At 62.5% G+C, this 26,941-nt stretch carries 30 protein-coding genes; 15 read left to right on the top strand and 15 right to left on the bottom strand.

What is annotated here, in order from left to right:
• Positions 1 to 25 precede the first annotated feature (25 nt).
• On the top strand, positions 26 to 1,282 hold the full coding sequence (gene icd / locus PFLCHA0_RS19755; RefSeq protein ID WP_011062175.1) for an NADP-dependent isocitrate dehydrogenase: 1,257 nt from the start codon (positions 26 to 28) through the stop codon (positions 1,280 to 1,282).
• Between the two features lie 79 nt (positions 1,283 to 1,361).
• On the opposite strand, the gene cspD is transcribed toward icd, so the two are convergent.
• A complete protein-coding gene (gene cspD, locus PFLCHA0_RS19750) occupies positions 1,362 to 1,625 on the bottom strand; it encodes a cold shock domain-containing protein CspD (RefSeq protein WP_019092905.1) in 264 nt (87 codons plus the stop codon).
• 218 nt (positions 1,626 to 1,843) lie between these two features.
• Here cspD and clpS point away from each other — a divergent pair, with 218 nt between their 5' ends.
• Together clpS and clpA are read left to right on the top strand one after the other, a co-directional pair.
• Entirely contained in the window at positions 1,844 to 2,206 is a 363-nt protein-coding gene (gene clpS / locus PFLCHA0_RS19745) for an ATP-dependent Clp protease adapter ClpS (RefSeq protein ID WP_011062173.1), read from the top strand.
• Positions 2,207 to 2,235: 29 nt separating this feature from the next.
• Positions 2,236 to 4,506: an ATP-dependent Clp protease ATP-binding subunit ClpA gene (clpA, locus tag PFLCHA0_RS19740; RefSeq protein ID WP_011062172.1), complete on the top strand. Its 2,271-nt coding sequence runs from the start codon at positions 2,236 to 2,238 to the stop codon at positions 4,504 to 4,506.
• Between the two features lie 126 nt (positions 4,507 to 4,632).
• On the opposite strand, the gene infA is transcribed toward clpA, so the two are convergent.
• The 4 genes from infA to trxB all read right to left on the bottom strand — a co-directional run bounded on the left by infA (position 4,633) and on the right by trxB (position 7,421).
• Entirely contained in the window at positions 4,633 to 4,851 is a 219-nt protein-coding gene (infA, locus tag PFLCHA0_RS19735; RefSeq protein ID WP_002553999.1) for a translation initiation factor IF-1, read from the bottom strand.
• Between the two features lie 100 nt (positions 4,852 to 4,951).
• Positions 4,952 to 5,659, bottom strand: a complete 708-nt coding sequence (locus PFLCHA0_RS19730; protein ID WP_015636288.1) for an arginyltransferase — start codon at positions 5,657 to 5,659, stop codon at positions 4,952 to 4,954.
• 58 nt (positions 5,660 to 5,717) lie between these two features.
• Positions 5,718 to 6,398 carry a leucyl/phenylalanyl-tRNA--protein transferase gene (gene aat / locus PFLCHA0_RS19725; protein ID WP_015636287.1) on the bottom strand — a complete coding sequence of 227 codons (681 nt, stop codon included), beginning with the start codon at positions 6,396 to 6,398 and terminating at the stop codon, positions 5,718 to 5,720.
• Between the two features lie 72 nt (positions 6,399 to 6,470).
• Positions 6,471 to 7,421 carry a thioredoxin-disulfide reductase gene (gene trxB / locus PFLCHA0_RS19720; RefSeq protein WP_015636286.1) on the bottom strand — a complete coding sequence of 317 codons (951 nt, stop codon included), beginning with the start codon at positions 7,419 to 7,421 and terminating at the stop codon, positions 6,471 to 6,473.
• A 295-nt stretch (positions 7,422 to 7,716) separates the two neighbouring features.
• Between trxB and PFLCHA0_RS19715 the strand changes: the two genes are divergently transcribed.
• The 6 genes from PFLCHA0_RS19715 to cysG all read left to right on the top strand — a co-directional run bounded on the left by PFLCHA0_RS19715 (position 7,717) and on the right by cysG (position 15,239).
• Positions 7,717 to 10,125 (top strand): DNA translocase FtsK, encoded by a 2,409-nt coding sequence (locus tag PFLCHA0_RS19715; protein WP_015636285.1) that lies wholly within the window; start codon positions 7,717 to 7,719, stop codon positions 10,123 to 10,125.
• Positions 10,126 to 10,193: 68 nt separating this feature from the next.
• Positions 10,194 to 10,817: an outer membrane lipoprotein chaperone LolA gene (gene lolA / locus PFLCHA0_RS19710; protein ID WP_011062167.1), complete on the top strand. Its 624-nt coding sequence runs from the start codon at positions 10,194 to 10,196 to the stop codon at positions 10,815 to 10,817.
• Between the two features lie 33 nt (positions 10,818 to 10,850).
• Positions 10,851 to 12,176 (top strand): replication-associated recombination protein A, encoded by a 1,326-nt coding sequence (locus tag PFLCHA0_RS19705; protein WP_015636284.1) that lies wholly within the window; start codon positions 10,851 to 10,853, stop codon positions 12,174 to 12,176.
• Positions 12,173 to 12,547 (top strand): fluoride efflux transporter CrcB, encoded by a 375-nt coding sequence (gene crcB / locus PFLCHA0_RS19700; RefSeq protein WP_011062165.1) that lies wholly within the window; start codon positions 12,173 to 12,175, stop codon positions 12,545 to 12,547. Before PFLCHA0_RS19705 ends, crcB begins: the two co-directional genes overlap by 4 nt.
• Positions 12,548 to 12,563: 16 nt before the next feature.
• On the top strand, positions 12,564 to 13,844 hold the full coding sequence (gene serS, locus PFLCHA0_RS19695; protein WP_015636283.1) for a serine--tRNA ligase: 1,281 nt from the start codon (positions 12,564 to 12,566) through the stop codon (positions 13,842 to 13,844).
• Positions 13,845 to 15,239: a siroheme synthase CysG gene (cysG, locus tag PFLCHA0_RS19690; protein WP_011062163.1), complete on the top strand. Its 1,395-nt coding sequence runs from the start codon at positions 13,845 to 13,847 to the stop codon at positions 15,237 to 15,239.
• Positions 15,240 to 15,310: 71 nt separating this feature from the next.
• Here cysG and PFLCHA0_RS19685 read toward each other — a convergent pair whose 3' ends face one another.
• The 6 genes from PFLCHA0_RS19685 to tusD form a co-directional block, all read right to left on the bottom strand.
• The gene (locus tag PFLCHA0_RS19685) at positions 15,311 to 16,312 is read right to left on the bottom strand and encodes a glutathione S-transferase family protein (RefSeq protein WP_015636282.1); all 1,002 of its coding nucleotides are present in this window, start codon (positions 16,310 to 16,312) and stop codon (positions 15,311 to 15,313) included.
• Between the two features lie 88 nt (positions 16,313 to 16,400).
• The gene (locus PFLCHA0_RS19680; protein ID WP_015636281.1) at positions 16,401 to 17,402 is read right to left on the bottom strand and encodes a glycosyl transferase family protein; all 1,002 of its coding nucleotides are present in this window, start codon (positions 17,400 to 17,402) and stop codon (positions 16,401 to 16,403) included.
• Entirely contained in the window at positions 17,399 to 17,734 is a 336-nt protein-coding gene (locus PFLCHA0_RS19675) for a TusE/DsrC/DsvC family sulfur relay protein (protein WP_015636280.1), read from the bottom strand. The genes PFLCHA0_RS19680 and PFLCHA0_RS19675 overlap by 4 nt, the downstream gene beginning before the upstream one ends.
• Complete coding sequence (tusB, locus tag PFLCHA0_RS19670; protein WP_015636279.1) at positions 17,731 to 18,027, bottom strand: sulfurtransferase complex subunit TusB; 297 nt, start codon at positions 18,025 to 18,027, stop codon at positions 17,731 to 17,733. The genes PFLCHA0_RS19675 and tusB overlap by 4 nt, the downstream gene beginning before the upstream one ends.
• Positions 18,027 to 18,389 carry a sulfurtransferase complex subunit TusC gene (tusC, locus tag PFLCHA0_RS19665; protein WP_015636278.1) on the bottom strand — a complete coding sequence of 121 codons (363 nt, stop codon included), beginning with the start codon at positions 18,387 to 18,389 and terminating at the stop codon, positions 18,027 to 18,029. Before tusC ends, tusB begins: the two co-directional genes overlap by 1 nt.
• 1 nt (position 18,390) lies before the next feature.
• On the bottom strand, positions 18,391 to 18,783 hold the full coding sequence (gene tusD / locus PFLCHA0_RS19660; protein WP_019092899.1) for a sulfurtransferase complex subunit TusD: 393 nt from the start codon (positions 18,781 to 18,783) through the stop codon (positions 18,391 to 18,393).
• A gap of 189 nt (positions 18,784 to 18,972) precedes the next feature.
• Between tusD and PFLCHA0_RS19655 the strand changes: the two genes are divergently transcribed.
• Entirely contained in the window at positions 18,973 to 19,719 is a 747-nt protein-coding gene (locus tag PFLCHA0_RS19655) for an SDR family oxidoreductase (RefSeq protein WP_015636276.1), read from the top strand.
• A gap of 15 nt (positions 19,720 to 19,734) precedes the next feature.
• On the opposite strand, the gene PFLCHA0_RS19650 is transcribed toward PFLCHA0_RS19655, so the two are convergent.
• From PFLCHA0_RS19650 to PFLCHA0_RS19640, 3 genes are all read right to left on the bottom strand, one after another.
• Positions 19,735 to 20,439, bottom strand: coding sequence for a YoaK family protein (locus PFLCHA0_RS19650; RefSeq protein WP_011062155.1), 705 nt, complete (start codon positions 20,437 to 20,439; stop codon positions 19,735 to 19,737).
• A gap of 42 nt (positions 20,440 to 20,481) precedes the next feature.
• Entirely contained in the window at positions 20,482 to 20,817 is a 336-nt protein-coding gene (locus tag PFLCHA0_RS19645; RefSeq protein WP_015636275.1) for a DUF6388 family protein, read from the bottom strand.
• 61 nt (positions 20,818 to 20,878) lie between these two features.
• Entirely contained in the window at positions 20,879 to 21,334 is a 456-nt protein-coding gene (locus PFLCHA0_RS19640; RefSeq protein WP_015636274.1) for an RDD family protein, read from the bottom strand.
• 184 nt (positions 21,335 to 21,518) lie between these two features.
• On the opposite strand from PFLCHA0_RS19640, the gene PFLCHA0_RS19635 reads away from it, so the two are divergent.
• Complete coding sequence (locus PFLCHA0_RS19635; RefSeq protein ID WP_011062152.1) at positions 21,519 to 22,271, top strand: outer membrane beta-barrel protein; 753 nt, start codon at positions 21,519 to 21,521, stop codon at positions 22,269 to 22,271.
• Positions 22,272 to 22,343: 72 nt separating this feature from the next.
• Here the strand turns inward: PFLCHA0_RS19635 and PFLCHA0_RS19630 are convergent, their stop codons facing one another.
• On the bottom strand, positions 22,344 to 23,252 hold the full coding sequence (locus PFLCHA0_RS19630; protein WP_015636273.1) for a LysR family transcriptional regulator: 909 nt from the start codon (positions 23,250 to 23,252) through the stop codon (positions 22,344 to 22,346).
• A 125-nt stretch (positions 23,253 to 23,377) separates the two neighbouring features.
• Here PFLCHA0_RS19630 and PFLCHA0_RS19625 point away from each other — a divergent pair, with 125 nt between their 5' ends.
• From PFLCHA0_RS19625 to PFLCHA0_RS19610, 4 genes are all read left to right on the top strand, one after another.
• Complete coding sequence (locus PFLCHA0_RS19625; RefSeq protein WP_011062150.1) at positions 23,378 to 24,526, top strand: muconate cycloisomerase family protein; 1,149 nt, start codon at positions 23,378 to 23,380, stop codon at positions 24,524 to 24,526.
• A 10-nt stretch (positions 24,527 to 24,536) separates the two neighbouring features.
• Positions 24,537 to 24,827, top strand: a complete 291-nt coding sequence (gene catC / locus PFLCHA0_RS19620; RefSeq protein ID WP_011062149.1) for a muconolactone Delta-isomerase — start codon at positions 24,537 to 24,539, stop codon at positions 24,825 to 24,827.
• Between the two features lie 51 nt (positions 24,828 to 24,878).
• Positions 24,879 to 25,808: a catechol 1,2-dioxygenase gene (catA, locus tag PFLCHA0_RS19615; RefSeq protein WP_015636272.1), complete on the top strand. Its 930-nt coding sequence runs from the start codon at positions 24,879 to 24,881 to the stop codon at positions 25,806 to 25,808.
• A 135-nt stretch (positions 25,809 to 25,943) separates the two neighbouring features.
• A complete protein-coding gene (locus PFLCHA0_RS19610; protein WP_015636271.1) occupies positions 25,944 to 26,900 on the top strand; it encodes an AraC family transcriptional regulator in 957 nt (318 codons plus the stop codon).
• Positions 26,901 to 26,941 lie beyond the last annotated feature (41 nt).

Below are 26,941 nucleotides of genomic sequence, written 5' to 3'. Positions count from 1 at the left end.
TTCAATCCACACAACGGAGTTCAGCATGGGATACAAGAAGATTCAGGTTCCAGCAGTCGGCGACAAAATCACCGTCAACGCAGACCATTCTCTCAATGTTCCTAACAACCCGATTATTCCTTTCATCGAAGGCGACGGTATTGGTGTTGATATCAGCCCGGTCATGATCAAGGTTGTCGATGCTGCGGTTAAGAAGGCTTACGGCGGCGAACGCAAGATTTCCTGGATGGAAGTGTATGCCGGGGAAAAAGCGACTCAAGTGTACGACCAGGACACCTGGCTTCCTCAGGAAACCCTGGACGCAGTGAAGGATTACGTGGTTTCCATCAAGGGCCCGCTGACCACTCCGGTCGGTGGTGGCATCCGTTCCCTGAACGTGGCCCTGCGTCAGCAACTCGATCTTTATGTATGCCTGCGCCCTGTGCGCTGGTTCGAAGGCGTGCCCAGCCCGGTGAAGAAGCCGGGTGACGTGGACATGACCATCTTCCGTGAAAACTCCGAAGACATTTATGCCGGCATCGAGTGGAAAGCCGGCTCGGCAGAAGCCACCAAGGTCATCAAGTTCCTCAAGGAGGAAATGGGTGTCACCAAGATCCGTTTCGACGAAAACTGCGGCATCGGCGTCAAGCCGGTTTCCCTGCAGGGCACCAAGCGTCTGGCGCGCAAGGCGCTGCAATATGTAGTGGATAACGACCGCGACTCGCTGACCATCGTGCACAAAGGCAACATCATGAAGTTCACCGAAGGTGCCTTCAAGGAATGGGCCTACGAAGTGGCGGCCGAAGAGTTCGGCGCGACCCTGCTGGACGGCGGTCCCTGGATGCAGTTCAAGAACCCGAAAACCGGCAAGAACGTCATCGTCAAGGATGCCATCGCCGACGCCATGCTCCAGCAGATCCTGCTGCGCCCGGCCGAATACGATGTGATCGCGACCCTCAACCTCAACGGCGACTACCTGTCCGACGCCCTGGCGGCGGAAGTGGGCGGCATCGGCATTGCACCAGGCGCCAACCTGTCCGATACCGTGGCCATGTTCGAAGCCACCCACGGTACCGCGCCCAAGTATGCCGGCAAGGACCAGGTCAACCCGGGTTCGCTGATCCTCTCCGCAGAGATGATGCTGCGCCACATGGGCTGGACCGAAGCAGCCGACCTGATCATCAAGGGCACCAATGGCGCAATCTCGGCCAAGACCGTGACCTATGACTTCGAACGCCTGATGGACGGTGCAACCCTGCTGTCTTCCTCGGCCTTCGGCGATGCGCTGATCTCGCACATGTAAGCTGTACGACGCCCAAAGCAAACCGGCCGACTCAATCCCTTGAGTCGGCCGGTTTTTTCATGACTGGATGTTGGTTGGATCAGCTCAGGGCACTTTCGGGCTGGGCCTCGGCAGTGACGATTTCGCCGGGCACCTTCAACGCGCTGATTTTGATCGCATGCAGGCCCTTGGGCCCTTGGATGATTTCGAAGCTCACAGCCTGTCCGGCTTTCAAGGTCTTGTAGCCATCCATATCGATGGCCGAGTAATGGGCAAACAGATCGTCAGTCTTGCCCTCCTCATTAATAAAGCCATAACCCTTGGCGTTGTTGAACCACTTGACCTTACCGCTAGCCATACTCATATCCCTCTGCAACAGACTCCATCACTGGAGTATCATCCAGTTCATCCGCCGCCAAGCTTGGTAAAAAGGTTGACGCCGCGGACGTTTATTACCCAATGTGGGCCCTATTGGTTGTAACACCGTTTTGCCGATAGTCAAGTTGACCCGGCGGTCGGAGTTGAAATCCTTCCAGGGCGCCCCCACCACTGTATTTGCACAACTGACGAACCTTTCTTTCCATGCATGCAATCAGCCAGATTCGACTAACATTCAATCAGGATCGCCCGGACTTGCACGACGACGATTCCGCTGGCTTGGCAGTACAGGAGGCTAAGCCTGCTCTCCAGGCGCCGCCGATGTACAAGGTGGTTTTGTTCAACGATGACTACACGCCGATGGATTTCGTCGTCGAAGTGCTCGAGATGTTTTTTAACCTGAATCGCGAGCTGGCGACCAAGGTCATGCTGGCCGTCCATACCGAAGGGCGGGCAGTGTGTGGATTGTTTACCCGCGACATCGCCGAGACCAAGGCCATGCAGGTCAACCAGTACGCCCGGGAAAGCCAGCATCCGCTACTCTGTGAAATCGAGAAGGACGGTTAACGCCGACCACTTGGGTATGAGGTGAAGCTATGTTAAACCGCGAGCTCGAAGTCACCCTCAATCTCGCCTTCAAGGAGGCCCGTTCGAAGCGTCATGAGTTCATGACCGTCGAGCATCTCCTGTTGGCTCTTTTGGATAATGAGGCCGCCGCCACCGTTTTACGTGCCTGCGGAGCAAACCTCGACAAACTCAAGCACGACCTGCAGGAGTTCATCGACTCCACAACGCCGCTGATTCCCGTGCACGACGAGGATCGCGAAACTCAGCCAACCCTGGGTTTCCAGCGTGTATTGCAACGTGCTGTCTTTCACGTACAGAGCTCGGGCAAGCGTGAAGTCACCGGTGCCAATGTGCTGGTGGCAATCTTCAGTGAGCAAGAGAGCCAGGCGGTGTTCCTGCTGAAACAGCAGAGCGTTGCCCGTATCGACGTGGTCAACTACATCGCCCATGGCATCTCCAAGGTGCCCGGGCATGGCGATCATTCTGAAGGTGAACAGGATATGCAGGACGAAGAGGGTGGTGAGTCGTCTTCTTCGGGCAATCCTCTGGATGCCTATGCCAGCAACCTCAATGAACTGGCCCGTCAGGGCCGCATTGATCCGTTGGTAGGGCGCGAGCAGGAAGTCGAGCGCGTAGCGCAGATCCTGGCGCGCCGGCGCAAGAACAACCCGCTGCTGGTGGGTGAGGCAGGCGTGGGCAAGACCGCGATTGCCGAGGGCCTGGCCAAGCGCATCGTCGACAATCAAGTGCCGGACCTGCTGGTCAACAGCGTCGTCTACTCGCTGGATCTCGGGGCGTTGCTGGCCGGTACCAAATACCGCGGCGATTTCGAGAAGCGCTTCAAGGCGCTGCTGGGCGAATTGAAAAAACGCCCTCAGGCGATCCTGTTCATTGACGAGATTCATACCATCATCGGTGCCGGTGCGGCTTCCGGTGGGGTGATGGATGCCTCGAACCTGCTCAAGCCGCTGCTGTCCTCGGGTGATATCCGTTGCATCGGCTCGACTACCTTCCAGGAGTTCCGTGGCATTTTCGAGAAGGACCGGGCCTTGGCGCGGCGCTTCCAGAAAGTCGATGTGTCCGAGCCCTCGGTTGAAGACACCATTGGCATCCTGCGCGGCCTCAAGGGGCGTTTCGAGCAGCATCACAGTATCGAATACAGTGATGAAGCCCTGCGTGCCGCTGCAGAATTGGCCTCGCGCTATATCAATGACCGGCATATGCCGGACAAGGCCATCGACGTCATCGACGAGGCAGGTGCCTATCAGCGCCTGCAGCCGGCGGAGAAGCGCGTGAAGCGCATCGAAGTGGCCCAGGTCGAAGACATCGTGGCGAAAATCGCGCGGATTCCACCAAAACACGTCACCAGTTCCGATAAAGAGCTGCTGCGCAATCTTGAGCGCGATCTCAAGCTGACGGTGTTTGGCCAGGATGCGGCGATCGATTCGCTGTCCACCGCGATCAAGCTGTCCCGTGCAGGCCTGAAATCGCCGGACAAACCGGTCGGTTCCTTCCTGTTTGCCGGTCCTACCGGTGTCGGCAAGACCGAAGCGGCGCGGCAGTTGGCCAAGGCCATGGGGATCGAGCTGGTACGCTTCGACATGTCCGAGTACATGGAGCGGCACACCGTCTCGCGCTTGATTGGTGCGCCTCCCGGTTATGTCGGTTTCGACCAGGGCGGCTTGCTGACCGAGGCCATCACCAAGCAGCCGCATTGCGTATTGCTGCTCGATGAAATCGAGAAGGCCCACCCGGAAGTCTTCAACCTGCTGCTGCAGGTGATGGATCACGGGACCCTGACCGACAACAACGGGCGCAAGGCCGATTTCCGCAATGTGATCGTCATCATGACCACCAACGCCGGTGCTGAAACCGCGGCGCGAGCCTCCATCGGCTTCACGCATCAGGATCACTCTTCCGATGCCATGGAAGTGATCAAGAAGAGCTTCACGCCGGAGTTCCGCAACCGTCTGGACACCATTATCCAGTTCGGTCGCCTGAGCCACGAAGTGATCAAGAGCGTGGTGGACAAGTTCCTTACCGAGCTTCAGGCGCAGCTGGAAGACAAGCGCGTGCAGCTGGAAGTGACCGATGCCGCTCGCAGCTGGCTGGCCGCCGGTGGTTACGACGTGACCATGGGCGCCCGTCCGATGGCGCGCTTGATCCAGGACAAGATCAAGCGTCCCCTGGCCGAGGAGATCCTGTTTGGCGAGTTGTCCGACCATGGCGGTGTGGTCCACATCGACATCAAGGATGGCGAGCTGACCTTCGATTTCGAGACCACGGCGGAAATGGCTTGATCGCCGCATAACACAGCAGTACAGCCAAAGGCACCGGGAGGTGCCTTTGTGCTATCTGGCGTTTGAAACGTTTTTTGCAGACGAACAAAAACGCCCGGCATAACCGGGCGTCTTGTATTGACTTGCTTAGCGAGCGCGGTAAGTGATGCGCCCTTTGCTCAAGTCATAGGGCGTCAGCTCGACGCGCACTTTGTCACCGGTAAGAATACGAATGTAGTTCTTGCGCATCTTGCCGGAAATATGCGCGGTTACGACGTGCCCATTTTCCAACTCCACACGAAACATGGTGTTGGGCAGGGTGTCGACGACAGTGCCTTCCATTTCGAAGCTGTCTTCTTTCGACATGCAGTAAAGCCCTCGGTGTCCAATGAATGGCCCGGTGCAACTGCGCCAGGCAAAAGCGGCGTGCATTGTGCCCGAAAAGTGGGGTTTAAGCCAAGACCTTCTAGTTGAGGATCACCCATCTCTGGTTAACCAGCAGCTCTATGGGGCGATATTGGGTCTTGTAGTTCATCTTTTTGCAGTTCTTGATCCAGTAGCCGAGGTACACCGCATCCAGCCCGAGGCGCAGGGTTTCGCCGATTTGCCAAAGGATCGCAAAGCGCCCGAGGCTGCGGCGCTCTTCGTCGGGTTCATAGAAGGTGTAGACCGCCGACAGGCCATTGGGCAGCAGGTCGGTGACCGCCACGGCCAGCAGGCGGCCGTCCAGGCGGAACTCGTAGAAGCGCGAGAAGGGCAGGTCTCGAACCAGGAAGGTCGAGAACTGGTCGCGGCTTGGGGGAAACATGTCGCCATCGGCGTGGCGTTGCTCGATGTACCGCTGGTAGAGGTCGAAATACTCTTCGCTGAAGCAGGGTTTGGCCGCGTGTACGGTCAGGTCGCTGTTGCGTTTTAGAATGCGCTTTTGCTGGCGGCTGGGCAGGAACTGTGTAGCAGGAATGCGCGCCGGCACGCAGGCGTTGCAGTTCTGGCAGTGGGGGCGATACAGATGATCGCCGCTGCGCCGAAAGCCCATTTCCGACAGATCCGCGTAGACATGCACGTCCATGGGCTGGCTGGGATCGAGGAACAGAGTGGTCGCCTGTTCGTCGGGCAGGTAGCTGCAAGAGTGGGGTTGGGTGGCATAGAACTTCAGGCGCGCCAACTCGGTCATGAGTCAACCCTCGGAATAAGCTTTGCAATTAAGTGTAAGCCACCCCCGGCAAACCCGCCTAGGAAACCCATATGGCGCGGCTCGGCAGGTCCAGGTGGTGTTTCAGGTAATTCGCGAACTCTGGCCGGGAAATGGATCGGGCGCCGAGGCTGTGCAGGTGTTCGGTGGGCATCTGGCAGTCGATCAGCACAAATCCCCACGCCTTCAAGCGTTCCACCAGAGTGGCAAAGCCGAATTTCGAGGCATTGTCGGCGCGGCTGAACATCGACTCGCCGAAAAACAGCTGCCCCATGGCCAGTCCATACAAGCCGCCCACCAGCACTCCCTGATCCCAGACTTCCACCGAATGGGCGTAGCCGCGTTGATGCAGTTGCAGGTAGGCGCGTTGCATCGCTTCGCTGATCCAGGTGCCGTCGGCATAGGCGCGAGGCGCTGCACAGGCGCTGATGACTGCGGCAAAGTCCTGATCGAAGGTCACCTGATAGCGTTGTTTGCGCAACAGTTTGCCCAGGCTGCGGGAGACATGCAGTTCGTCCGGGAATAACACCGTGCGCGGATCGGGGGACCACCAGAGAATCGGCTGGCCTTCGGAAAACCAGGGAAAGCAGCCGTGACGATAGGCCTGGATCAGGCGGTCGGCAGACAAGTCTCCGCCCGCGGCCAGCAAGCCATTGGGCTCGCGCATGGCCTTTTCCAGCGGTGGGAAGTCGAGTGTGTTGCGTTGTAACCAGGTCAGCATGGTATCCAGACTTGCGGCAGGGGAGGGCGGTGGCGAGCCATTGCGGGCCCGCCACAAGCGTAGGGCGAGGGCTTAGTTGTCGTCGAGGAATTTTTCCGCATCCAGCGCTGCCATGCAGCCGGCGCCGGCCGAAGTGATGGCCTGGCGATAGACGTGGTCGGCCACGTCGCCGGCGGCAAATACCCCCTGGATGCCGGTGGCCGTGGCATTGCCTTCGCTGCCGCCACGCACCAGCAGGTAGCCGTCGCGCATCTCCAGCTGGCCCTGGAACAGATCGGTATTGGGCTTGTGGCCGATGGCGATAAACACCCCGGCCAGTGCCAGATCCTTGGTTTCTCCGCTGTGGCTGTCCTTGAGGCGGGCGCCGGTCACGCCGCTGGCATCGCCCAGCACTTCCTCCAGGTGCTGGTTCCAGTGCAGGCGGATATTGCCATTGGCGGCCTTGTCGAACAGCTTGTCCTGGAGAATCTTCTCGGCTCGCAGCTTGTCGCGGCGATGCACCAGGTGCACTTCTTTGGCGATGTTTGACAGGTACAGTGCCTCCTCCACGGCGGTGTTGCCGCCGCCCACCACGGCCACCACCTGATTGCGGTAGAAGAAGCCATCGCAGGTGGCGCAGGCGGAAACCCCTTTGCCGGCAAAGGCCTCTTCGGAGGGCAGGCCCAGGTATTGCGCCGAGGCGCCGGTGGCGATGATCAGCGCGTCGCAACTGTAGGTGCCGCTGTCGCCGATGAGGATAAACGGCCGCTGCTGCAACTGTGCGGTGTGGATGTGGTCATAGACGATCTCGGTGTCGAAGCGTTCGGCGTGTCTCTGCATCCGCTCCATTAGCACCGGGCCGGTCAGGCCTTCGACATCGCCGGGCCAGTTGTCGACTTCGGTGGTGGTGGTCAGTTGGCCGCCGGCTTGCAAACCGGTGATCACCGTCGGTTTGAGGTTGGCCCGAGCGGCATAGACGGCAGCGCTGTAACCGGCAGGGCCAGAGCCCAGAATGATCAGGCGTGAATGCTTCGCATCGTTCATAAAAACACCTCATAAGCCTTTGTCACAAAAGAGAATGCATGCTCCAATTGAACAGTGCGTAACAGGCCGTTGACTATGCTGGTCGGAGGGTTCCGACGTGGCATGGCGTGAACAAACCCGTACAATACGACGCTGTACCGGGTTTATTCAGAATTGCACTGTTTCAGAAGCAAGGGGCAGAGTGTTAAAAGTAGCCCCAGTTACGCCGGTCAACTTTATTTACCTGCTCGGATTGAGCAGTATCTTGTAGTCAATCACCCGTTGGACGCGCCCTTGGCGCAGGAAAAGACGCGTTTTGAAGAAATCCACCGCAGCACCTAAACCTGTTGTTCCGCTCTGGCGTCAACAATTGCACTACCGGCTCAAGGAAGGTGCGTTGATCGCCATTGGCGCCCTGTGCCTGTTCTTGATGATGGCACTTCTGACCTATGGGAAAGATGATCCGGGCTGGAGTCATAACAGCAAGATTGAAGACGTGCAGAACTTCGGTGGCCCGGCCGGTTCCTACAGCGCCGATATCCTGTTTATGGTGTTGGGTTACTTCGCCTATATCTTCCCGCTGCTGTTGGCGATCAAGACCTACCAGATCTTCCGCCAGCGCCATGAGCCCTGGCAGTGGAGCGGCTGGCTGTTTTCCTGGCGGCTTATTGGCCTGGTGTTCCTGGTGCTGTCGGGCGCCGCCCTGGCCCATATCCATTTCCATGCCGCCACGGGCCTGCCGGCCGGTGCCGGTGGCGCCCTGGGCGAAAGCCTGGGCGACCTGGCCAAGAATGCCCTGAACGTGCAGGGCAGCACCCTGATGTTCATTGCCCTGTTCCTGTTCGGCCTGACGGTGTTCACCGACCTGTCGTGGTTCAAGGTGATGGACGTGACCGGCAAGATCACCCTCGACCTGTTCGAACTGTTCCAGGGCGCCGCCAACCGCTGGTGGGATGCGCGCGTCGAGCGTAAACAGCTGGTGGCGCAACTGCGCGAAGTGGATGCCCGGGTCGATGAAGTCGTGACCCCGAACGTGGCCGACAAGCGCGAGCAGGCCAAGGTCAAGGAGCGCCTTATCGAGCGCGAGCAGGCCCTGAGCAAGCACATGTCCGAGCGCGAAAAGCAGGTGCCGCCAGTGATCACGCCGATCGCCACTAAGGCGCCGGAGCCCAGCAAGCGCGTGCAGAAAGAGAAACAGGTGCCGTTGTTCGTCGACAGCGCGGTGGAAGGCACCTTGCCGCCGATCTCGATCCTCGATCCCGCGGAAAAGAAACAGCTCAATTACTCCCCCGAATCTCTGGCGGCTGTCGGCCACCTGCTGGAGATCAAGCTCAAGGAGTTCGGCGTCGAAGTCTCGGTGGATTCGATCCACCCGGGGCCGGTGATTACCCGTTACGAAATCCAGCCAGCGGCCGGGGTGAAAGTCAGCCGGATCGCCAACCTGGCCAAGGACCTGGCGCGTTCCCTAGCCGTGACCAGTGTTCGCGTAGTGGAAGTGATTCCCGGCAAGACCACCGTGGGCATCGAGATTCCCAACGAAGACCGGCAGATCGTGCGCTTCTCCGAAGTGCTCTCGACCCCTGAATACGACAACTTCAAATCCCCGGTCACCCTGGCCCTGGGCCACGATATCGGCGGCAAGCCGATCATCACTGACCTTGCGAAAATGCCTCACCTGCTGGTGGCTGGTACCACCGGTTCCGGTAAGTCGGTGGGGGTCAACGCGATGATCCTGTCGATCCTGTTCAAGTCCGGCCCGGAAGACGCCAAGCTGATCATGATCGACCCGAAGATGCTCGAACTGTCGATCTACGAGGGCATTCCGCATCTGCTGTGCCCGGTGGTGACCGACATGAAGGACGCGGCCAACGCCCTGCGCTGGAGCGTGGCTGAGATGGAGCGGCGCTACAAGCTCATGGCCAAGATGGGCGTGCGCAACCTCTCGGGCTTCAACGCCAAGGTCAAGGAAGCGATTGAAGCCGGTACCCCGCTGGCCGACCCGCTGTACAACCGCGAAAGCATCCACGACGAAGCGCCGCTGCTGACCAAGCTGCCGACCATCGTGGTGGTGGTGGACGAATTCGCCGACATGATGATGATCGTCGGCAAGAAGGTTGAAGAACTGATCGCCCGTATCGCCCAGAAAGCCCGTGCCGCCGGTATCCACCTGATCCTCGCCACCCAGCGCCCATCGGTGGACGTGATCACCGGCCTGATCAAGGCCAACATCCCGACCCGCATGGCGTTCCAGGTGTCGAGCAAGATCGACTCGCGGACCATCATCGACCAGGGCGGTGCCGAACAATTGCTGGGCCACGGTGACATGCTCTACATGCCGCCGGGCACCAGCCTGCCGATCCGCGTCCACGGCGCCTTCGTTTCCGATGATGAAGTGCACCGCGTGGTAGAGGCCTGGAAGCTGCGCGGTGCGCCGGAATACAACGACGACATCCTCAACGGTGTCGAAGAGGCGGGCAGTGGTTTCGAAGGCAGCAGCGGTGGCGGTGACGGCGATGATCCGGAAGCCGACGCGCTCTACGACGAAGCCGTGCAGTTCGTCCTGGAAAGCCGCCGGGCCTCGATCTCGGCGGTACAGCGCAAGCTGAAGATTGGCTACAACCGCGCCGCCCGGATGATCGAAGCCATGGAAATGGCCGGGGTGGTGACGGCGATGAACACCAACGGCTCCCGCGAAGTGCTGGCGCCGGGCCCGACGCGCGACTGATCCTTGTTTCGCTTGCAGCGGCGTGAAGTCACGCCGCTCGTATACCCATCCAATTAATGAGGAATTCCATGCGCCTGATTCGCATGTTGCTGCTGCCGGTATTGGCTGTGACCACCTTGTCGGCCCACGCCGACCCCAAAGACGTGGCGCGCCTGACCCAGTTGCTGGAAAAGTCCCAGACCCTGACCGCGCGTTTCTCCCAGCTGACCCTGGATGGCAGCGGCACCCAGTTGCAGGAAACCGCCGGCGAGATGTCCCTGCAGCGCCCGGGCCTGTTCTACTGGCACACCGATGCGCCACAAGAACAGCTGATGGTTTCCGACGGCCAGAAAGTCTCCCTGTGGGACCCGGACCTGGAGCAGGTGACCATCAAGAAGCTTGACCAGCGTCTGACCCAGACCCCGGCCCTGTTGCTCTCCGGTGACGTGTCGAAAATCAGCGAAAGCTTCGACATCACCTCCAAGGAAGCCGGCGGCGTGATGGACTTCACCCTCAAGCCGAAAACCCGCGACACCCTGTTCGACAGCCTGCGCCTGTCGTTTCGCAACGGCATGATCAACGACATGCAGTTGATCGACAGCGTTGGCCAGCGCACCAATATCCTGTTCACCGGGGTCAAGGCCAACGAAGCCATCCCGGCGTCCAAGTTCAAGTTCGACATCCCCAAGGGTGCCGATGTGATCCAAGAGTAAGCAGCCGCAACCGCAAGGTTTCGAAGGTAGTCCATGGACCTGTTTCGTAGTGCCCCGATTGCCCAGCCACTGGCCGCACGCCTGCGTGCGACCAACCTGGACGAGTACGTTGGCCAGCAGCACCTGTTGGCCCGGGGCAAGCCGCTGCGCGAGGCCCTGGAGCAGGGCGCGCTGCATTCGATGATCTTCTGGGGCCCGCCCGGGGTCGGCAAGACCACCCTGGCGCGGCTGTTGGCGGAAGTCTCGGATGCCCACTTCGAAACCGTCTCGGCGGTGCTGGCCGGGGTCAAGGAGATCCGCCAGGCGGTGGAAGTCGCCAAGCAGCAGGCCGGGCAATACGGTCGGCGAACCATTCTGTTTGTCGACGAAGTGCACCGCTTCAACAAATCGCAGCAGGATGCCTTCCTGCCTTACGTGGAAGACGGCACGCTGATCTTTATCGGCGCCACCACGGAAAACCCCTCCTTCGAGCTCAACAACGCCTTGCTCTCCCGAGCGCGGGTCTATGTGCTCAAGAGCCTGGATGAAGCGGCCCTGGGCACCCTGGTACAGCGCGCCCTGACCGAGGAGCGGGGGCTGGGCAAGCGCCAGCTGAGCCTCAGCGATGAAGGCTTCCAGATGCTGCTGTCGGCCGCCGATGGCGATGGCCGGCGCATGCTCAACCTGCTGGAAAACGCCTCGGACCTGGCGGAAGACGGTGGCGAGATCAGTGTCGATCTGTTGCAAAGCCTGCTGGGTGACACCCGCCGGCGTTTCGACAAGGGCGGCGAAGCCTTCTACGACCAGATTTCCGCGTTGCACAAATCGGTGCGCGGCTCCAATCCCGACGGCGCCCTGTACTGGTTCGCGCGCATGCTCGACGGCGGCTGCGACCCGTTGTACCTGGCCCGGCGCGTGGTGCGCATGGCCAGCGAAGACATTGGCAACGCCGACCCGCGGGCCCTGAGCCTGTGCCTGGCGGCCTGGGATGTGCAGGAGCGCCTGGGCAGCCCCGAAGGCGAGCTGGCAGTGGCCCAGGCCATCACCTACCTGGCCTGTGCGCCGAAGAGCAACGCCGTGTACATGGGTTTCAAGGCCGCCATGCGCGCTGCTGCCGAGCACGGCTCGCTGGAAGTGCCGATCCACCTGCGCAATGCCCCGACCAAGCTGATGAAGCAACTGGGCTATGGCGACGAATACCGCTACGCCCATGACGAGCCGGATGCCTACGCCGCCGGTGAAGACTATTTCCCCGAAGAACTCGAACCCTTGCCGCTCTATCAACCGGTGCCCCGTGGCCTGGAACTGAAGATCGGCGAGAAGCTCAAGCACCTGGCCGCCCTGGACCGGGCCAGCCCCTTGCAGCGGAGAAAACCTTGATCCCCCTGATCCTCGCAGTCTCCGCCGGCGGTGTGGCTGGCACCCTGTTGCGCTTTGCCACCGGCAACTGGATCAACGCCAATTGGCCGCGGCACTTCTATACCGCGACGCTGGCCGTTAATATCGTGGGCTGCCTGCTGATCGGCGTGTTGTACGGGCTGTTCCTGGTCCGTCCGGAAGTGCCGATCGAAGTGCGTGCCGGATTGATAGTGGGCTTCCTCGGTGGCCTGACGACTTTTTCATCCTTTTCACTGGATACCGTGCGTCTGCTGGAAAGCGGACAAGTGGCGCTGGCCCTGGGCTATGCGGCGCTGAGTGTATTCGGCGGGCTGCTTGCTACCTGGGCCGGCCTGTCCTTGACCAAACTTTGATAAACGAGAGAACGACATGCTCGATTCCAAACTGTTACGTAGCAACCTCCAGGACGTAGCGGATCGTCTGGCATCCCGCGGCTTTGCCCTGGATGTGGCACGCATCGAAGCGCTGGAAGAACAGCGCAAGACCGTGCAGACCCGCACCGAGCAACTGCAGGCTGAACGTAACGCGCGCTCCAAGTCCATCGGCCAGGCCAAGCAACGCGGCGAAGACATCGCCCCGCTGATGGCCGACGTTGAGCGCATGGGGAACGAGCTGAGCTCCGGCAAGGCGGAGCTGGAAAACATCCAGAGCGAACTGGATTCGATCCTGTTCGGCATTCCCAACCTGCCCCACGAGTCGGTGCCGGTGGGCGAAGACGAAGACGGCAACGTCGAAGTGCGCCGCTGGGGCACCCCGACCGCCTTCGATTTCCCGATCAAGGACCACGTGGCCCTGGGCGAAACCCACGGCTGGCTGGACTTTGAAACCGCCGCCAAGTTGTCCGGCGCGCGTTTTGCCCTGTTGCGCGGCCCGATCGCCCGTCTGCACCGCGCCCTGGCGCAGTTCATGATCAACCTGCACACCGGCGAGCACGGCTACGAAGAGGCCTATACCCCGTACCTGGTGCAGGCGCCGGCCCTGGTGGGTACCAGCCAGCTGCCGAAGTTCGAGGAAGACCTGTTCAAGATCACTCGCGAAGGCGAAGCCGATCTGTACCTGATCCCGACCGCCGAAGTGTCCCTGACCAACATCGTGGCGGGTGAGATCCTCGATCCGAAGCAACTGCCGCTGAAGTTCGTCGCCCACACGCCATGCTTCCGCAGTGAAGCCGGTGCCTCGGGTCGCGATACCCGCGGCATGATCCGCCAGCACCAGTTCGACAAGGTCGAGATGGTCCAGGTGGTCGAGCCGTCGACCTCCATGGAAGCCCTGGAAGGCCTGACCGCCAACGCCGAGAAAGTCCTGCAACTGCTGCAACTGCCGTACCGCGTACTGGCCCTGTGCACCGGCGACATGGGCTTCAGTGCGGTCAAGACCTACGACCTGGAAGTCTGGGTACCGAGCCAGGACAAGTACCGCGAGATCTCCTCGTGCTCCAACTGTGGCGATTTCCAGGCCCGCCGCATGCAGGCGCGCTTTCGCAACCCGGAAACCGGCAAGCCTGAGCTGGTGCACACCCTCAACGGTTCCGGCCTGGCCGTGGGCCGCACCCTGGTGGCGGTGCTGGAGAACTACCAGCAGGCCGACGGTTCGATCCGTGTGCCGGATGTGCTGAAGCCGTACATGGGTGGCCTTGAGGTCATCGGCTAAATGGAATATCTGCCGCTGTTTCACAACCTTCGCGGCAGTCGTGTGTTGGTGGTCGGCGGAGGGGAGATTGCCTTGCGCAAATCCCGTCTGCTGGCCGATGCCGGTGCGCAGCTGCGAGTGGTCGCACCTGAAATAGAAGCGCAATTGCAGGAACTGATCGTCGCCAGCGGCGGTGAGTCCCTATTGCGCGGGTATGTCGAGGCGGACCTCGACGGCTGCACCCTGATCATCGCCGCCACCGACGACGAATCCCTGAATGCCCAGGTCTCCGCCGATGCCCATCGGCGTTGCGTGCCGGTCAATGTGGTGGACGCGCCGGCCCTGTGCAGCGTGATCTTCCCGGCCATCGTCGACCGTTCGCCGCTGGTCATCGCAGTCTCCAGTGGCGGCGATGCGCCAGTGCTGGCGCGGCTGATCCGGGCCAAGCTGGAAACCTGGATTCCTTCCACCTACGGCCAACTGGCCGGGTTGGCGGCGCGTTTCCGTGCCCAGGTCAAAGGCCTGTTTCCGGATGTGCAGCAACGCCGGGCGTTCTGGGAGGACGTGTTCCAAGGGCCCATTGCCGATCGTCAGCTGGCGGGGCAGGGGGCGGAAGCCGAACGTCTGTTGCAGGCCAAGATTGCGGGCAAGGCGCCTCATGCGCCGGGCGAGGTGTATCTGGTGGGCGCAGGCCCGGGTGATCCGGACCTGCTGACCTTCCGCGCCCTGCGCCTGATGCAGCAGGCCGATGTGGTGCTCTACGACCGCCTGGTGGCGCCGGCGATTCTCGAGCTGTGCCGCCGCGACGCCGAACGCATCTACGTCGGCAAGCGTCGCGCCGATCACGCCGTGCCCCAGGAACAGATCAACCAGCAACTGGTGACCCTGGCCCAGCAAGGCAAGCGGGTGGTGCGCCTGAAGGGTGGTGATCCGTTCATCTTTGGACGGGGCGGCGAAGAGATCGAAGAGCTGGCGGCCCACGGCATTCCGTTCCAGGTGGTGCCGGGGATTACCGCGGCCAGTGGTTGCTCGGCCTATGCCGGGATTCCCCTGACTCACCGCGACTACGCACAGTCAGTGCGCTTCGTCACCGGTCACCTCAAGGACGGCACCAGCAACCTGCCCTGGAGCGACTTGGTGGCGCCGGCCCAGACCCTGGTGTTCTACATGGGCCTGGTGGGCTTGCCGACCATCTGCGAGCAACTGATCAAGCACGGTCGCGGCGCCGACACCCCGGCGGCCCTGGTTCAGCAGGGCACCACCAGCAACCAGCGGGTCTTCACCGGCACCCTGGGCAACCTGCCTGCGCTGGTGGCCGAGCATGAGGTGCACGCACCGACCCTGGTGATCGTCGGCGAAGTGGTCCAGCTACGCGAGAAGCTGGCCTGGTTCGAAGGCGCTCAGTCCGAGGTCTGAAAGGCTTCGCCGGCAAGCCGGCTCCTACACATCCCGCTGTTGTAGGAGCCGGCTTGCCGGCGAAAGCGTCCTCAACCCCTGCACCAAACCCCTTGCCCACTCAACCGCTGCCGATCATGGCCGCGGCTGAAGTCCTGTAACGGCCCCTTCGGCACAATCCCCGTCGGATTGATGGTGGTGTGGCTGGCGTAGTAGTGCCCCTTGATGTGGGTAAAGTCCACGGTCTGGGCAATCCCCGGCCACTGGTACAGCTCCCGCAGCCAGTTCGACAGGTTCGGGTAATCGGCAATCCGCCGCAGGTTGCACTTGAAGTGGCTGTAGTACACCGCGTCGAAGCGGATCAGGGTGGTGAACAGCCGCACATCGGCTTCAGTCAGGTACTCTCCGACCAAGTAGCGCTGTTTACCCAGCAACGCTTCCAAAGCGTCCAGCTCGGCAAAGACATCATCGAACGCCGACTCATAGGCCTTTTGTGACGTGGCAAACCCGGCGCGATACACGCCATTGTTCAGCGCGGGGTAGATGCGTGCGTTGAGTTCATCGATGCGTGCGCGCAACGGCTGCGGGTAGAAGTCCAGGGCGTTGCCGGTCAGGCCGTCAAAGGCGCTGTTGAACATGCGGATGATCTCCGCCGATTCGTTGCTGACGATGCATTGGCGTTGTTTGTCCCACAGCACCGGTACGGTAACGCGGCCGGTGTAGTCCGCAGTGTCGGCGGTGTAGCGCTGGTGCATGAAGTCGAAGTGGTCCAGGGGGTCGCCGCTGGAGCCGTAGGCGGTGTCGAAGGTCCAGCCGTTCTCGCGCATCAGCCAGCTGACCACTGAGACGTCGATCAGCTTTTCCAGACCCTTGAGCTTGCGCAGGATCAGCGTGCGGTGGGCCCAGGGGCAGGCCAGGGAGACATAGAGGTGGTAGCGCCCGGCCTCGGCGGCAAAGCCGCCTTCACCGCTGGGCCCGGGGCGGCCATCGGCAGTGACCCAGTTGCGACGTTGCGCCTGTTCCCGTTGGAAAGCGCCGTCCTTGCCGCTTTCGTACCACTGGTCATGCCAGCGCCCTTCGATCAGCAGACCCATGAAATGCTCCTCGGCTGTTTTGCGTTGGAGTGCAGTCTATGCCCCTGGGTTCGAACAAAAAGCGCAAAGCATGGGCGGTTTTGATCGATTAAATCGATCTGTCTCGGGCATCCCAATACTGCTGGGCCAGCGCGAAGGCCTGCTCCCGCGGCGTGCCCAAGCCGCGCAAGGCCAGGGCCATGGTCGCCAGCAGGGCCAGTTGCGGGTAGCTGTCTTCTACATCGCCGCGCCACAGCGCCTTGAGGTGCTCGGGTTCCAGGCTGGCAGGTTTCACATGGCGTTGCGCCGACAGTGCCGGCCATTCCTCGTCCCAACTGACGCCACCGGTGCTGCCGTACAGATGGCTGGCGGTGTCCGGGTTGATCTCGATCTCGCCGCCATCGCCCTTGATCACGATGACGTTGTCCCCCAGCAGGCCGCTGGCATCGCGGTGCACTGCCTGGTAGCCGGGGTGGAAGATGCTTTGCAGGCCGCAACGGGCGCCCAGGGGGTTGAGGATTCGCGCCAGGGAATGGATCGGTGAGCGCAGGCCGAGGATGTTGCGCAAGTCGATCATGCGCTGCAGTTGCGGCGCCCAGTCCCCCAGGGGCATGAAGGCCAGGTTGCCCTGGTCCAATGCCTGGCTGACCGCCTGCCAGTCACGGCACAGGGGAATCCCCAGGGGTTCCAGCAATTGCTCTGTGTACAAGCGCCCGGCGGTGTGGGCGCCGCCGCCGTGCAGCAGGATGCGCACGCCGTTCTGTGCCAGGCACTTGGCCGCCAGCAGGTACCAGGGCAGGTGGCGCTTCTTGCCGGCGTAGGTCGGCCAGTCGAGGTCCAGGGCAATCGCCGGGGCGTTCAGGCGTTCGCGCAAGGCTTCGGTGAAGCCCGCCAGCTCTTGCGGGCTTTCCTCCTTGTGCCGCAGCAGCATGAGGAAGGCGCCCAGTTGGGTGTCCTCGACCTTGCCGTCCAGCAGCATGCCCATGGCTTCCCGGGCTTCCTCGCGAGTCAGGTTGCGCGCGCCGCGCTTGCCCTTGCCGAGAATCCGCACGAATTGGGCGAAAGGGTGTTCTTCCGGGGTTTGGGTGAGCAGGGGGGCGAAATCGTTCATAGGCAGTTGGTCGGCTTGGGCAGGCCCGCCAGCTTGGCGGCAAGTTTGGCGGGAGTGCCTTTGAACAGACGGTTCAGGTGCAGGCTGTTGCCCTTGTCCGGGCCCAGCTTGAGGGCGGTGTACTTGATCAGCGGGCGGGTGGCCGGGGACAGCTGGAATTCCCTGTAGAAGCCCTGGAGCAGTTCGAGGATTTCCCAGTGTTCCGCGCTCAGCTCAAGCTCTTCGTTGGCGGCCAGCGCTTGCGCCACGTCGGCGGACCAGTCGTCGAGGTTGACCAGGTAGCCGTCCTTGTCCAGTTCGATGGCGCGAACGCCCACGGTCAAGGTATTCATAGCCAGGTGTTGACCTTGTCATGCTGAAGGGACAGCTCGACGAAGCCCGGGTAGTCCACCGCGCGGGCCCAGGCCGGCAGGGGCAGGCCGCGGGCATTCAGGTCTTCTTCCAGCACGTACAGATTCAAGCCGCTACGGGTGCTCAGTTCGCTGCAAATGGCGCTGCCCGGTTGCAGGGCATAGGCGGCGTCGCCGCACAGCAGCAGGCCGTCGGCGCTGCCCAGCAGGCGCAGGCAACTGCTCAGGCGGGTGTCGGTGAAGGGCGAGTGGGACAACACATGCAAGGTCGACATCAGAGGGTAATCACCTGGTCAAAACGGTCGATGATCCCGGCCAGTTCCGGGGCGTCCAGCAGCTGTACATCGTCAAGACTCAAGCTCGCCGGGTCGAGGCCGCGGGCAGCGAGGCTGGCGCTGCAGGCAAACAGTTCGTCGACGCCGAACAGCGACAGCGCCTGCAGGTTGGCGCTCAGGTCTTTCTGGCGCAGCAGCGAGGCCTGTTGCCCGGGCGCCAGTTGCAGCACGCCATCATCGAGAAACAGCAGGCCGATGGGCAGGTCGAAGGCGCCGCCGGCCAGGACGATATCCAGCGCTTCCCGGGCGCCGGGGCCGGACCACGGCGCCTGACGGCTGATCAACAACAGGGATTTGGCCATGTCACGCCCCTCCAAAACAGATCAGGCGGTCGGCGGCCTGTACCGCGTCATGCAATTGCCCGAGCCCCGAGAGCTCCCAGGGGGCTTCGACGCTCACCGACGTACGCTGATAGCGCTGGGCTTCGTCAGCATTCAACACACCCCGGCGCAGGGCTGCGGCGATGCACACCACGCCGTCCAGTTGATGCTGGCCGACAAACTCGCGCCATTCCCGAGGCAGGTCCTGTTCGTCCTGGGGCGTGACGATGCTGTTGGCGGCGTTGTAGACGCCGTCCTGGTAGAAAAACAGCCGGACAATTTCATGCCCGCCCGCCAGCGCCGCCTGGGCGAACAGCAGGGCGCGGCGCGAGGAAGGCGCGTGGGCGGCAGAGAACAGGGCGATGGCGAACTTCATGACGGACTCGATGGATAAAACTGCGGCCATGATAAAGCTTTCTCCGAACATCGGCTAAACCCGTTTCGCCCCTGGGGCTCTGGTTCCAGGCATGCAGGACATATCGGGTAAAGCTTTGCCCGGCCCCAAACCGCGAAGCGAGGGATAGACTCGCGCCTTCATTCAACCGGGGACAAGGAGCAAGGGATAATGGATCTGAATTCGGCGGTGGTAGTGGTCACGGGGGCCGGAAGAGGCTTGGGGGCCGCGCTGGCCATCAGCCTGGCGGACCAGGGCTGCAAGCTGATTCTCTGTGGGCGCAACCCCGAAGCCCTGGCGCAAGTCAGCGCGGCCATCGAGGCGCGCACCGGCAGTCCCGCCGATCACGTAGTGGTGGACCTGGCCAACAGCGACAGCGTCAAGGCGGCCCTGGCGGAGATTCACGTCCGTCACCCGCAAGTGGACATCCTGATCAACAACGGCGCCATGTGGCTGGAGGCCAGCGAGCAGCCCCACAGCGCTGCCGAGGTCACGGGCGTGATCGATGCGGCCCTGACGGGCACCTTCCTGCTGACCCAGGGCCTGCTGCCGGCGCTCAAGGCCTCCAAGCGTCCGGACATCGTCACCATTGGTTCCATCAGCGGCTTGCCCAATGCACCGCTGCACAGCGTGTCGCTGCCGTTCTATGCGGCCAAGCACGGGCAACTGGCCCTGGCCGATGGCCTGCGGCAAATGCTCAAGGGCACGCCGGTGCGTTCGCTGTGCGTACACCCGCCGTACCTGGAAGATGTCTCGCCGCTGGATGAGGCCTGGCAGCAGATTCCGGCGCGGCAGAAGGGCGAGCAGGGCACCAACCGTGATGTGGTGGAGGCGGTGATCTTCGCCCTGACCCGGCCGCGGCATATCAGCCTGTCGTCGATCGTGATCGATACCGACAGCGGCGGCCTGTTCAGCTGATAACCGTGCTCAATGTCAGCGGTTCTTGTAGCCCAGTTGCCAGCGGCGGGGGATCTTCAATGACGCCACACCCAGCAGCACGGCAAACAACCCGCTGACATACAGTGCCTTGAGCCCCAGGTGCTGTTCCAGCAAGGCGCCCAGCACCGCCCCGGCGAACATGCCGCTCCAGGGCACCAGTTGCACCCGCCAGCCGTTGCGCCGGTCGCCGAGCATCCAGCGCCCCAGGCCGCGGCCAAAGCGTGAGAGGGCGCCGGTGACGTAGGTCAGGCCGATGGGCAGGCCGTTCACTTCCTCCACCGCGGCGTTGAGCATGCCCATGGCAATGATGGCCGCCAGCAGGGCCGGCAGTTGCTGCTCGAAAGGCCAGGCAGCAGAGGCGCAGAGCAACGCGCCGATGCTCAGCAGCAAGGGCAGGGCACGGTGCCCGGCCAGGCGGCTGACCACCACGCCCAGGGCGTTACCGACGATAAAGGTCGCTACCAGGAGCAGCAGGCGCAGTACCAGGCCCGGTTCGCCATCGCTGATGGCTACGGCCATGCGCGTGGTGTTGCCGCTCATGAAGGAAACGAAATCCCCGGTGGCCATGAAGCCGATGGCGTCGGTCATCCCCGCCAGCACCGAAAGGCAGGCCACCAGCCCGAGGCCGACCCGTCCGCGCCATTTCTGCGTGTGCTGCAGGGCTGCGCTGGCCGATTGCGTGGAAGTCGAAGGCAACATCGTCGGTTCTCCTGAACAGGGACTGCGAGGGGCGCGTGCGGGTCAAGGCCGAGGGTCAAGGTGGTGCAGGGTGCAGTACTCGTCCCACGGCATGCCGGCCATCTCCGCCACTTCCCGGTGCACCTCAAGGCGCTGGACGTGGAATTCCTCGGGGCTGGCAGCGGTCAGTTGCAGGCTCAGTTCCCAGGCGAACAGCCCCAGGCGTTCGGCTTCGGCCTCGAAGGCTTCATGCAGGCGCTCGGCGCGATACTGCGCCGGGGTTTCGCCCCGGGCCCGGGCTTCCAGGGGGTTGAGGTTGTCCAGCTGTTCGCGCAGCTCGGGGCGCTGTTCGAGGAACGTGACCAAGGCCTGTTCATGCGGGTGTTGATCGATTGCCATGAAGACTCCCGGAAAAAGCGCCACGCCAGGGCGCAAGACTGAATGGGTTACGGCCGGATGCTCAAGGCAGGTTCGGCTGAGCGACCATCAAGCCACGCAGCCGCGCCAGATCCTTGCACGGGATGACATAGGTGCGCGCCAGCCGGTCGCCGATGCGCTGGCCGCGGCTTGATTCGCAGCAGATCAGCAGGGTCACCGGGCTGATGGCCGCTTCGAAGGGGCGGGTCGCCGAGCGGATCAATACCTGCAACAGCGAGGGGGGCTGGCCGATGCCATTGATCACTTGCAGGCCGCAAAGGGCCTTGCCGGCGGTGTAGCCACGCCACAGGTATTCGTTGAGGGGAAAATACAGGCACCAGGTGGCCAGCAGGCACCAGGTGGAGAATTGCTCCATATCCGGGTATTGGAGGCGTTCGGCCAGTCGGCACAGGACAAACCACAGCAGCAGTACCAGCAGGCCGTCGACCAGATAAGCCAGAATGCGCCGGATGATCAGGCCGGCTCTCGATACTTCCATGCACTGCCCCAAAGACTACGCCCTGTATTGAGCGCCCTATTGTAAGGCTTAAAGCCCCTGCGGGGGCGAGGCTTCACAGGGATGTGAAAAAAACGTGAAAAATAATTAGAACCTTTTGCTTTCGACTTCCCTCGAAAAGGCTCCTGCAGCATTTGCCTTATTCAAACAGGGAGATCTACACACGATGTCAAAGGTATTCGCAACCCTTCTGGCCAGCACCTCTGCAGCCACCTTGCTGGCCCTTTCCAGCAGCGCCATGGCCGCCCCGGCCACCGGGCCGATTTCCACCCTGGGTATCCTCGGTAGCTACAACGACTTCAAGCTCGAAGGCGGTAGCGAAAGCGACAAGGAGCACCTGGGTGAAGGGGGTGTGTTCTACAACTTCGGCAACAAGATGACCGCCGAATCGGGCCTGATCTACCAGGCTGGGGTCGAGGCCAAGTTCGGCAAGAAGCACGACAACAAGCTCAAGGAAGGCCAGGCCGACCTCGACCTGGGCTGGCGCGCCGCCCTGGACGCACGCAACTTTGTCGATGTGCTGGTGGGGGGGGGCTACACCTGGACCCGCTACGAGCCGGATACCGGCGACTACGACATGAAGCTCACCAACAAGTCGCCCTTCGCCAAGGCCGCCCTGGGCTACAACCACCAGTTCGACGACCTGACCATGCGCGTCGAGCTGGGTGCGCGCCATACCATCAACGGCAAGGCGCGGCTCAAGGTGGATGACGTCGGCAGCGACACCGTGGACCTCAAGGACCGCACCAACCCTTACGCCGAGGTGAATTTCTTGATGAACCAGAACGGCTCGCTGCCGGTCATGGCCGGGGTCTATTACACCCGCACCGAGTACAAGCTGGACGAAGATACGCCTGTGGCTGACAACACCAAGCTCAAGCGTAACGAGTATGGCTTCAAGGTAGGCCTGACCTTCTAAGGGCAGCCGCCCGTTCCAAGCTGCAAGAGAGCCGCCGGTGCCCGTCTTTCGATGGGGCCGGCGGTTGTGCTTTCAGCTGACGATGGGGTGTTCGCGGCCGATCTCGCTGCGCAACTGGGCGATCAGGTGCAGGCAGTGGGTGAGGCCCGGCGAGGGCTCGCCGATGCGGCGGCTGAGGATGATCGGCGAGGTGGCCTCGGCCTCCAGTAGCGGGCAGAAGCCGATGTCGTCACGGTGCAGCACCTGCACCGAGGCCGGTACCAGGGTAATGCCGATGCCGGCGCCCACCAGGCCGATGGCGGTCTGCAGTTCATTGGTCCACTGGGCGATCTTCAGGTTCAGGCCGCGGGCACTGAACAGCGCGATCACATGGTCGGCGTAGCTCGGGCGCGGGTTGGCCGGGTACAGCACGAAAGGCTCCTCCGCCAGTTGCGCCAGGCTTACCGGTTGCCCCAGCAGCGGGTGGCCGGCGGGCAGGGCGACCACCAGGCGGTCTTCGGTCAGCACCTTCTGCACGATGGCCGGGTCGTCGATATGGATACGCCCGAAGCCGATATCGATGCGCCCGGCCTTCAAGGCTTCCACCTGCTGCAGGGTAGTCATCTCCGACAGGCCCAGTTCCAGTTCCAGGGTGCCGTTGCTGCGCAGGCGGCGGATCAGTTGCGGCAGCACGCCGTACAGGGTCGAGGGGGCAAAGCCGATGCCCAGCCAGGTCTTGTGCCCCAGGCCGATGCGCCGGGTGTTGTCGCAGACCTTGCCCAATTGCTCCAGTACCCGGTTGGAATGCTCGTAGAAAAACCGCCCGGCGGCGGTCAGGCGCAGCGGTCGGCCACGCTCCAGCAGCAGCACCCCCAACTCGTCTTCCAGTTGCTGGATCTGCCGGCTCAACGGCGGCTGGGCGATGTGCAGGCGCTCGGCGGCGCGGGTGAAATTGAGGGTTTCCCCCAGCACCTGGAAATAGCGCAGATGACGCAGTTCCATGACAGCTCCCCAGTGGTGAAGTGCATACCTTAAAGGTATCAAGCCAGACCAATTCTATATTGGAACCCCGGAAAAAGCCGGGACAGAATCGCTGGCAGAACTTCAAGAACCTCACGGGTATGGAAATGCACGCTTCTGCCATTGAATCGATCGAGACGATCATCGTCGATCTGCCGACCATCCGCCCCCACAAGCTGGCCATGCACACCATGCAGAACCAGACCCTGGTGCTGATCCGCCTGCGCTGCGCCGACGGCATCGAAGGCCTGGGGGAATCCACCACCATCGGTGGCCTGGCCTATGGCAATGAAAGCCCGGACAGCATCAAGACCAATATCGACCGTTTCGTCGCGCCGCTGCTGATCGGCCAGGACGCCAGCAACATCAACGCCGCCATGCTGCGCCTGGAGCAGAGCATCCGCGGCAACACCTTCGCCAAATCCGGTATCGAAAGCGCCTTGCTCGACGCCCAGGGCAAGCGCCTCGGGCTGCCGGTCAGCGAACTGCTGGGCGGCCGGGTGCGCGATGCGCTGCCGGTGGCCTGGACCTTGGCCAGTGGCGACACCGCCAAGGACATCGCCGAAGCGCAGAAGATGCTCGACCTGCGCCGCCACCGCATCTTCAAGCTGAAGATCGGCGCCGGTGAAGTGGACCGCGACCTGGCCCACGTGATCGCCATCAAGAAGGCCCTGGGCGACAGCGCCAGCGTGCGGGTCGACGTCAACCAGGCCTGGGACGAAGCCGTGGCCCTGCGCGCCTGCCGCATCCTCGGCGGCAATGGCATCGACCTGATCGAACAACCGATTTCGCGCAACAACCGCGCCGGCATGGTGCGCCTGAATGCCAGCAGCCCGGCGCCGATCATGGCCGACGAATCCATCGAGTGCGTGGAAGACGCCTTCAACCTGGCCCGGGAAGGGGCGGCTTCGGTGTTCGCCCTGAAGATCGCCAAGAACGGCGGCCCTCGCGCCACCCTGCGCACCGCGGCAATTGCCGAGGCGGCGGGCATCGGCCTGTACGGCGGCACCATGCTCGAGGGCGGCATCGGCACCCTGGCCTCGGCCCACGCCTTCCTGACCCTGAACAAACTGAGCTGGGACACCGAACTGTTCGGCCCGCTGCTGCTGACCGAGGACATCCTCGCCGAGCCGCCGGTGTACCGGGATTTCCACCTGCATGTCTCAAAGGCCCCGGGCCTTGGCCTGAGCCTGGACGAAGAGCGCCTGGCGTTCTTCCGTCGCGACAAAACCACCCCCGTGCTGCATCACACCTGAGGAGGGCTGCATGCTATTCCACGTGAAAATGACCGTGAACCTGCCGGTCGACATGAACCCCGAGCGCGCCGCGCAGCTGAAAGCCGACGAAAAGGCCCTGGCCCAACGCCTGCAGGCCGAAGGCAAGTGGCGCCACCTGTGGCGCATCGCCGGGCTGTACGCCAACTACAGCGTGTTCGACGTCGACAGCGTGCAGGAATTGCACGACACCCTGATGCAATTGCCGCTGTACCCCTACATGGCCATCGAAGTTGACGCCATGTGCAGGCATCCTTCGTCCATTCATGAGGATGACCGCTGAGCCCGTGCCAGCCCGTTCACCACTCTAATAAATACAAGATGAGGATTAATCATGAACGTCAGAATTTCCCACACTGCCAGCGCCCAACGCTTTCTTGAAGAAGCCAGCGGCCAGTTCACCGAGGGCGGCAACCCCCGGGCCAAGGCCATCATCTACCGCATCCTGCGGGACTCGGTGAACATCATCGAAGACCTGGAGATCACCCCGGAAGAGTTCTGGAAGGCCGTCAACTACCTCAACGTTCTTGGCGCCCGCCAGGAAGCCGGGCTGCTGGCCGCGGGCCTGGGCCTGGAGCATTACCTGGACCTGCTGATGGACGCCGCCGACGAACAGGTGGGCAAGACCGGCGGCACCCCGCGCACCATCGAAGGCCCGCTGTACGTGGCCGGTGCACCGCTGAGCCAGGGCGAAGCGCGCCTGGACGACGGGGTCGACCCGGGGGTGGTGCTGTTCATGCAGGGGCAGGTCCGCAACACCGCCGGCGAGCCACTGGCCGGGGCCATCGTCGATGTCTGGCACGCCAACACCGGCGGCACCTATTCCTACTTCGACGGCAGCCAGTCGGAGTTCAACCTGCGCCGGCGCATCGTCACCGACGCCGAGGGCCGCTACCGCTTTCGCAGCATCGTGCCGTCCGGCTACGGTTGCCCGCCGGATGGCCCGACCCAGCAACTGCTGGACCAACTGGGCCGCCATGGCCAGCGCCCGGCGCACATCCACTTCTTCATCTCCGCCGATGACCATCGCCATCTGACCACCCAGATCAACCTGGATGGCGACCAGTACCTGCACGACGATTTTGCCTACGCCACTCGCGACGAGCTGATCGCCCAGATCACCTTCAGCGAAGACCAGGCTCGGGCCAAGGCCCTGGGGGTCAGCGGGCGCTTTGCCGAGATCGAGTTCGACTTCACCCTGCAATCTTCGGCCCAGCCGCAAGAGCAGCAGCGCCACGAGCGGGTCCGCGCCCTGGAGGACTGAAGCGCCGACCGTGCCTGGCCCGGCCACGGAGCACCGACCAGGTGCCCGTGGCTTTTGCCGTTATGCCGGGCCTGACGAGACTGCGTTGCGTGCCTGAAGCGCAGACCCAATAAGAACCATCAGAGTGACCCGATCATGCAGATGCATCTGTTGAGTGAGCGCAGCAGCGTGTTTGTTCAAGCCGATCCCTATGCCGTATCCGGTTACGTCAATCAGCACGTGGGCAGCCACTGCATCCGCCTGCCCCGGGCCGGCCATCCCCAGGCCAGCCTGCAGCACCGGGCCCTGGCCAGCCTGGATTTGTGCAGCATCAGCTACGGCGCCAGCGTGCGCGTCACCTCGCCGGCCCTGGAAAGCATCTACCACCTGCAAGTACTGCTGCGGGGCCACTGCCGGTGGCGTGGCCCGGGCCAGGAGCACTACTTCGCCCCGGGGGAACTGCTGCTGATCAACCCCGACGACCCGGTGGACCTGACCTATTCCGACGACTGCGAAAAATTCATCATCAAGATTCCCACCCGCCTGCTGGAAAACGCCTGCCAGGAACAGCGCTGGCAGTACCCGGGGCAGGGCGTGCGCTTTCTGCGCCAGCGCTACCAACTGCAGGAACTGGAAGGCTTCGTGCCCTTGCTGAGCCTGCTGTGCCAGGAAGCCGAAGCCCTGGAAAGCATGCCCAAGGTCCAGGAGCACTACGCGCACATCCTGGTGGGCAAACTGCTGGGGCTGATGCAGACCAACGTGCAGCGCGGTGCCCTGGGCGCCTCGGCGGCGACCTTCGAACGGATTGCCGACTACATCGAACGCAACCTCAAGCACGACATCGGCTGCGAAGAACTGGCGCAACAGGCGCGCATGAGCCTGCGCTCGTTGTACGCGCTGTTCGAGCGCAACGCCCGCACCACGCCGAAGAACTACATCCGCCAGCAGAAACTGCAACGGGTGCACGCCTGCCTCAGCGACCCGCACAGCCCGGTGCGCAACGTCACCGAACTGGCCCTGGATTTCGGCTTCCTGCACCTTGGGCGTTTTGCCCAAAGCTACCGCCAGCAATACGGCGAACTGCCCTCCGACACCCTCAAGCGTCGGCACTGATCCTCTGGCATCGGCCTCTTGTAGGAGCTGGCTTGCCAGCG

The organism is Pseudomonas protegens CHA0, from assembly GCF_000397205.1.
GTDB classification, from domain to species: domain Bacteria; phylum Pseudomonadota; class Gammaproteobacteria; order Pseudomonadales; family Pseudomonadaceae; genus Aquipseudomonas; species Aquipseudomonas protegens.
Note: the sequence above shows the minus strand (reverse complement) of the source record. Positions and strands in the feature narration are given on the sequence as shown.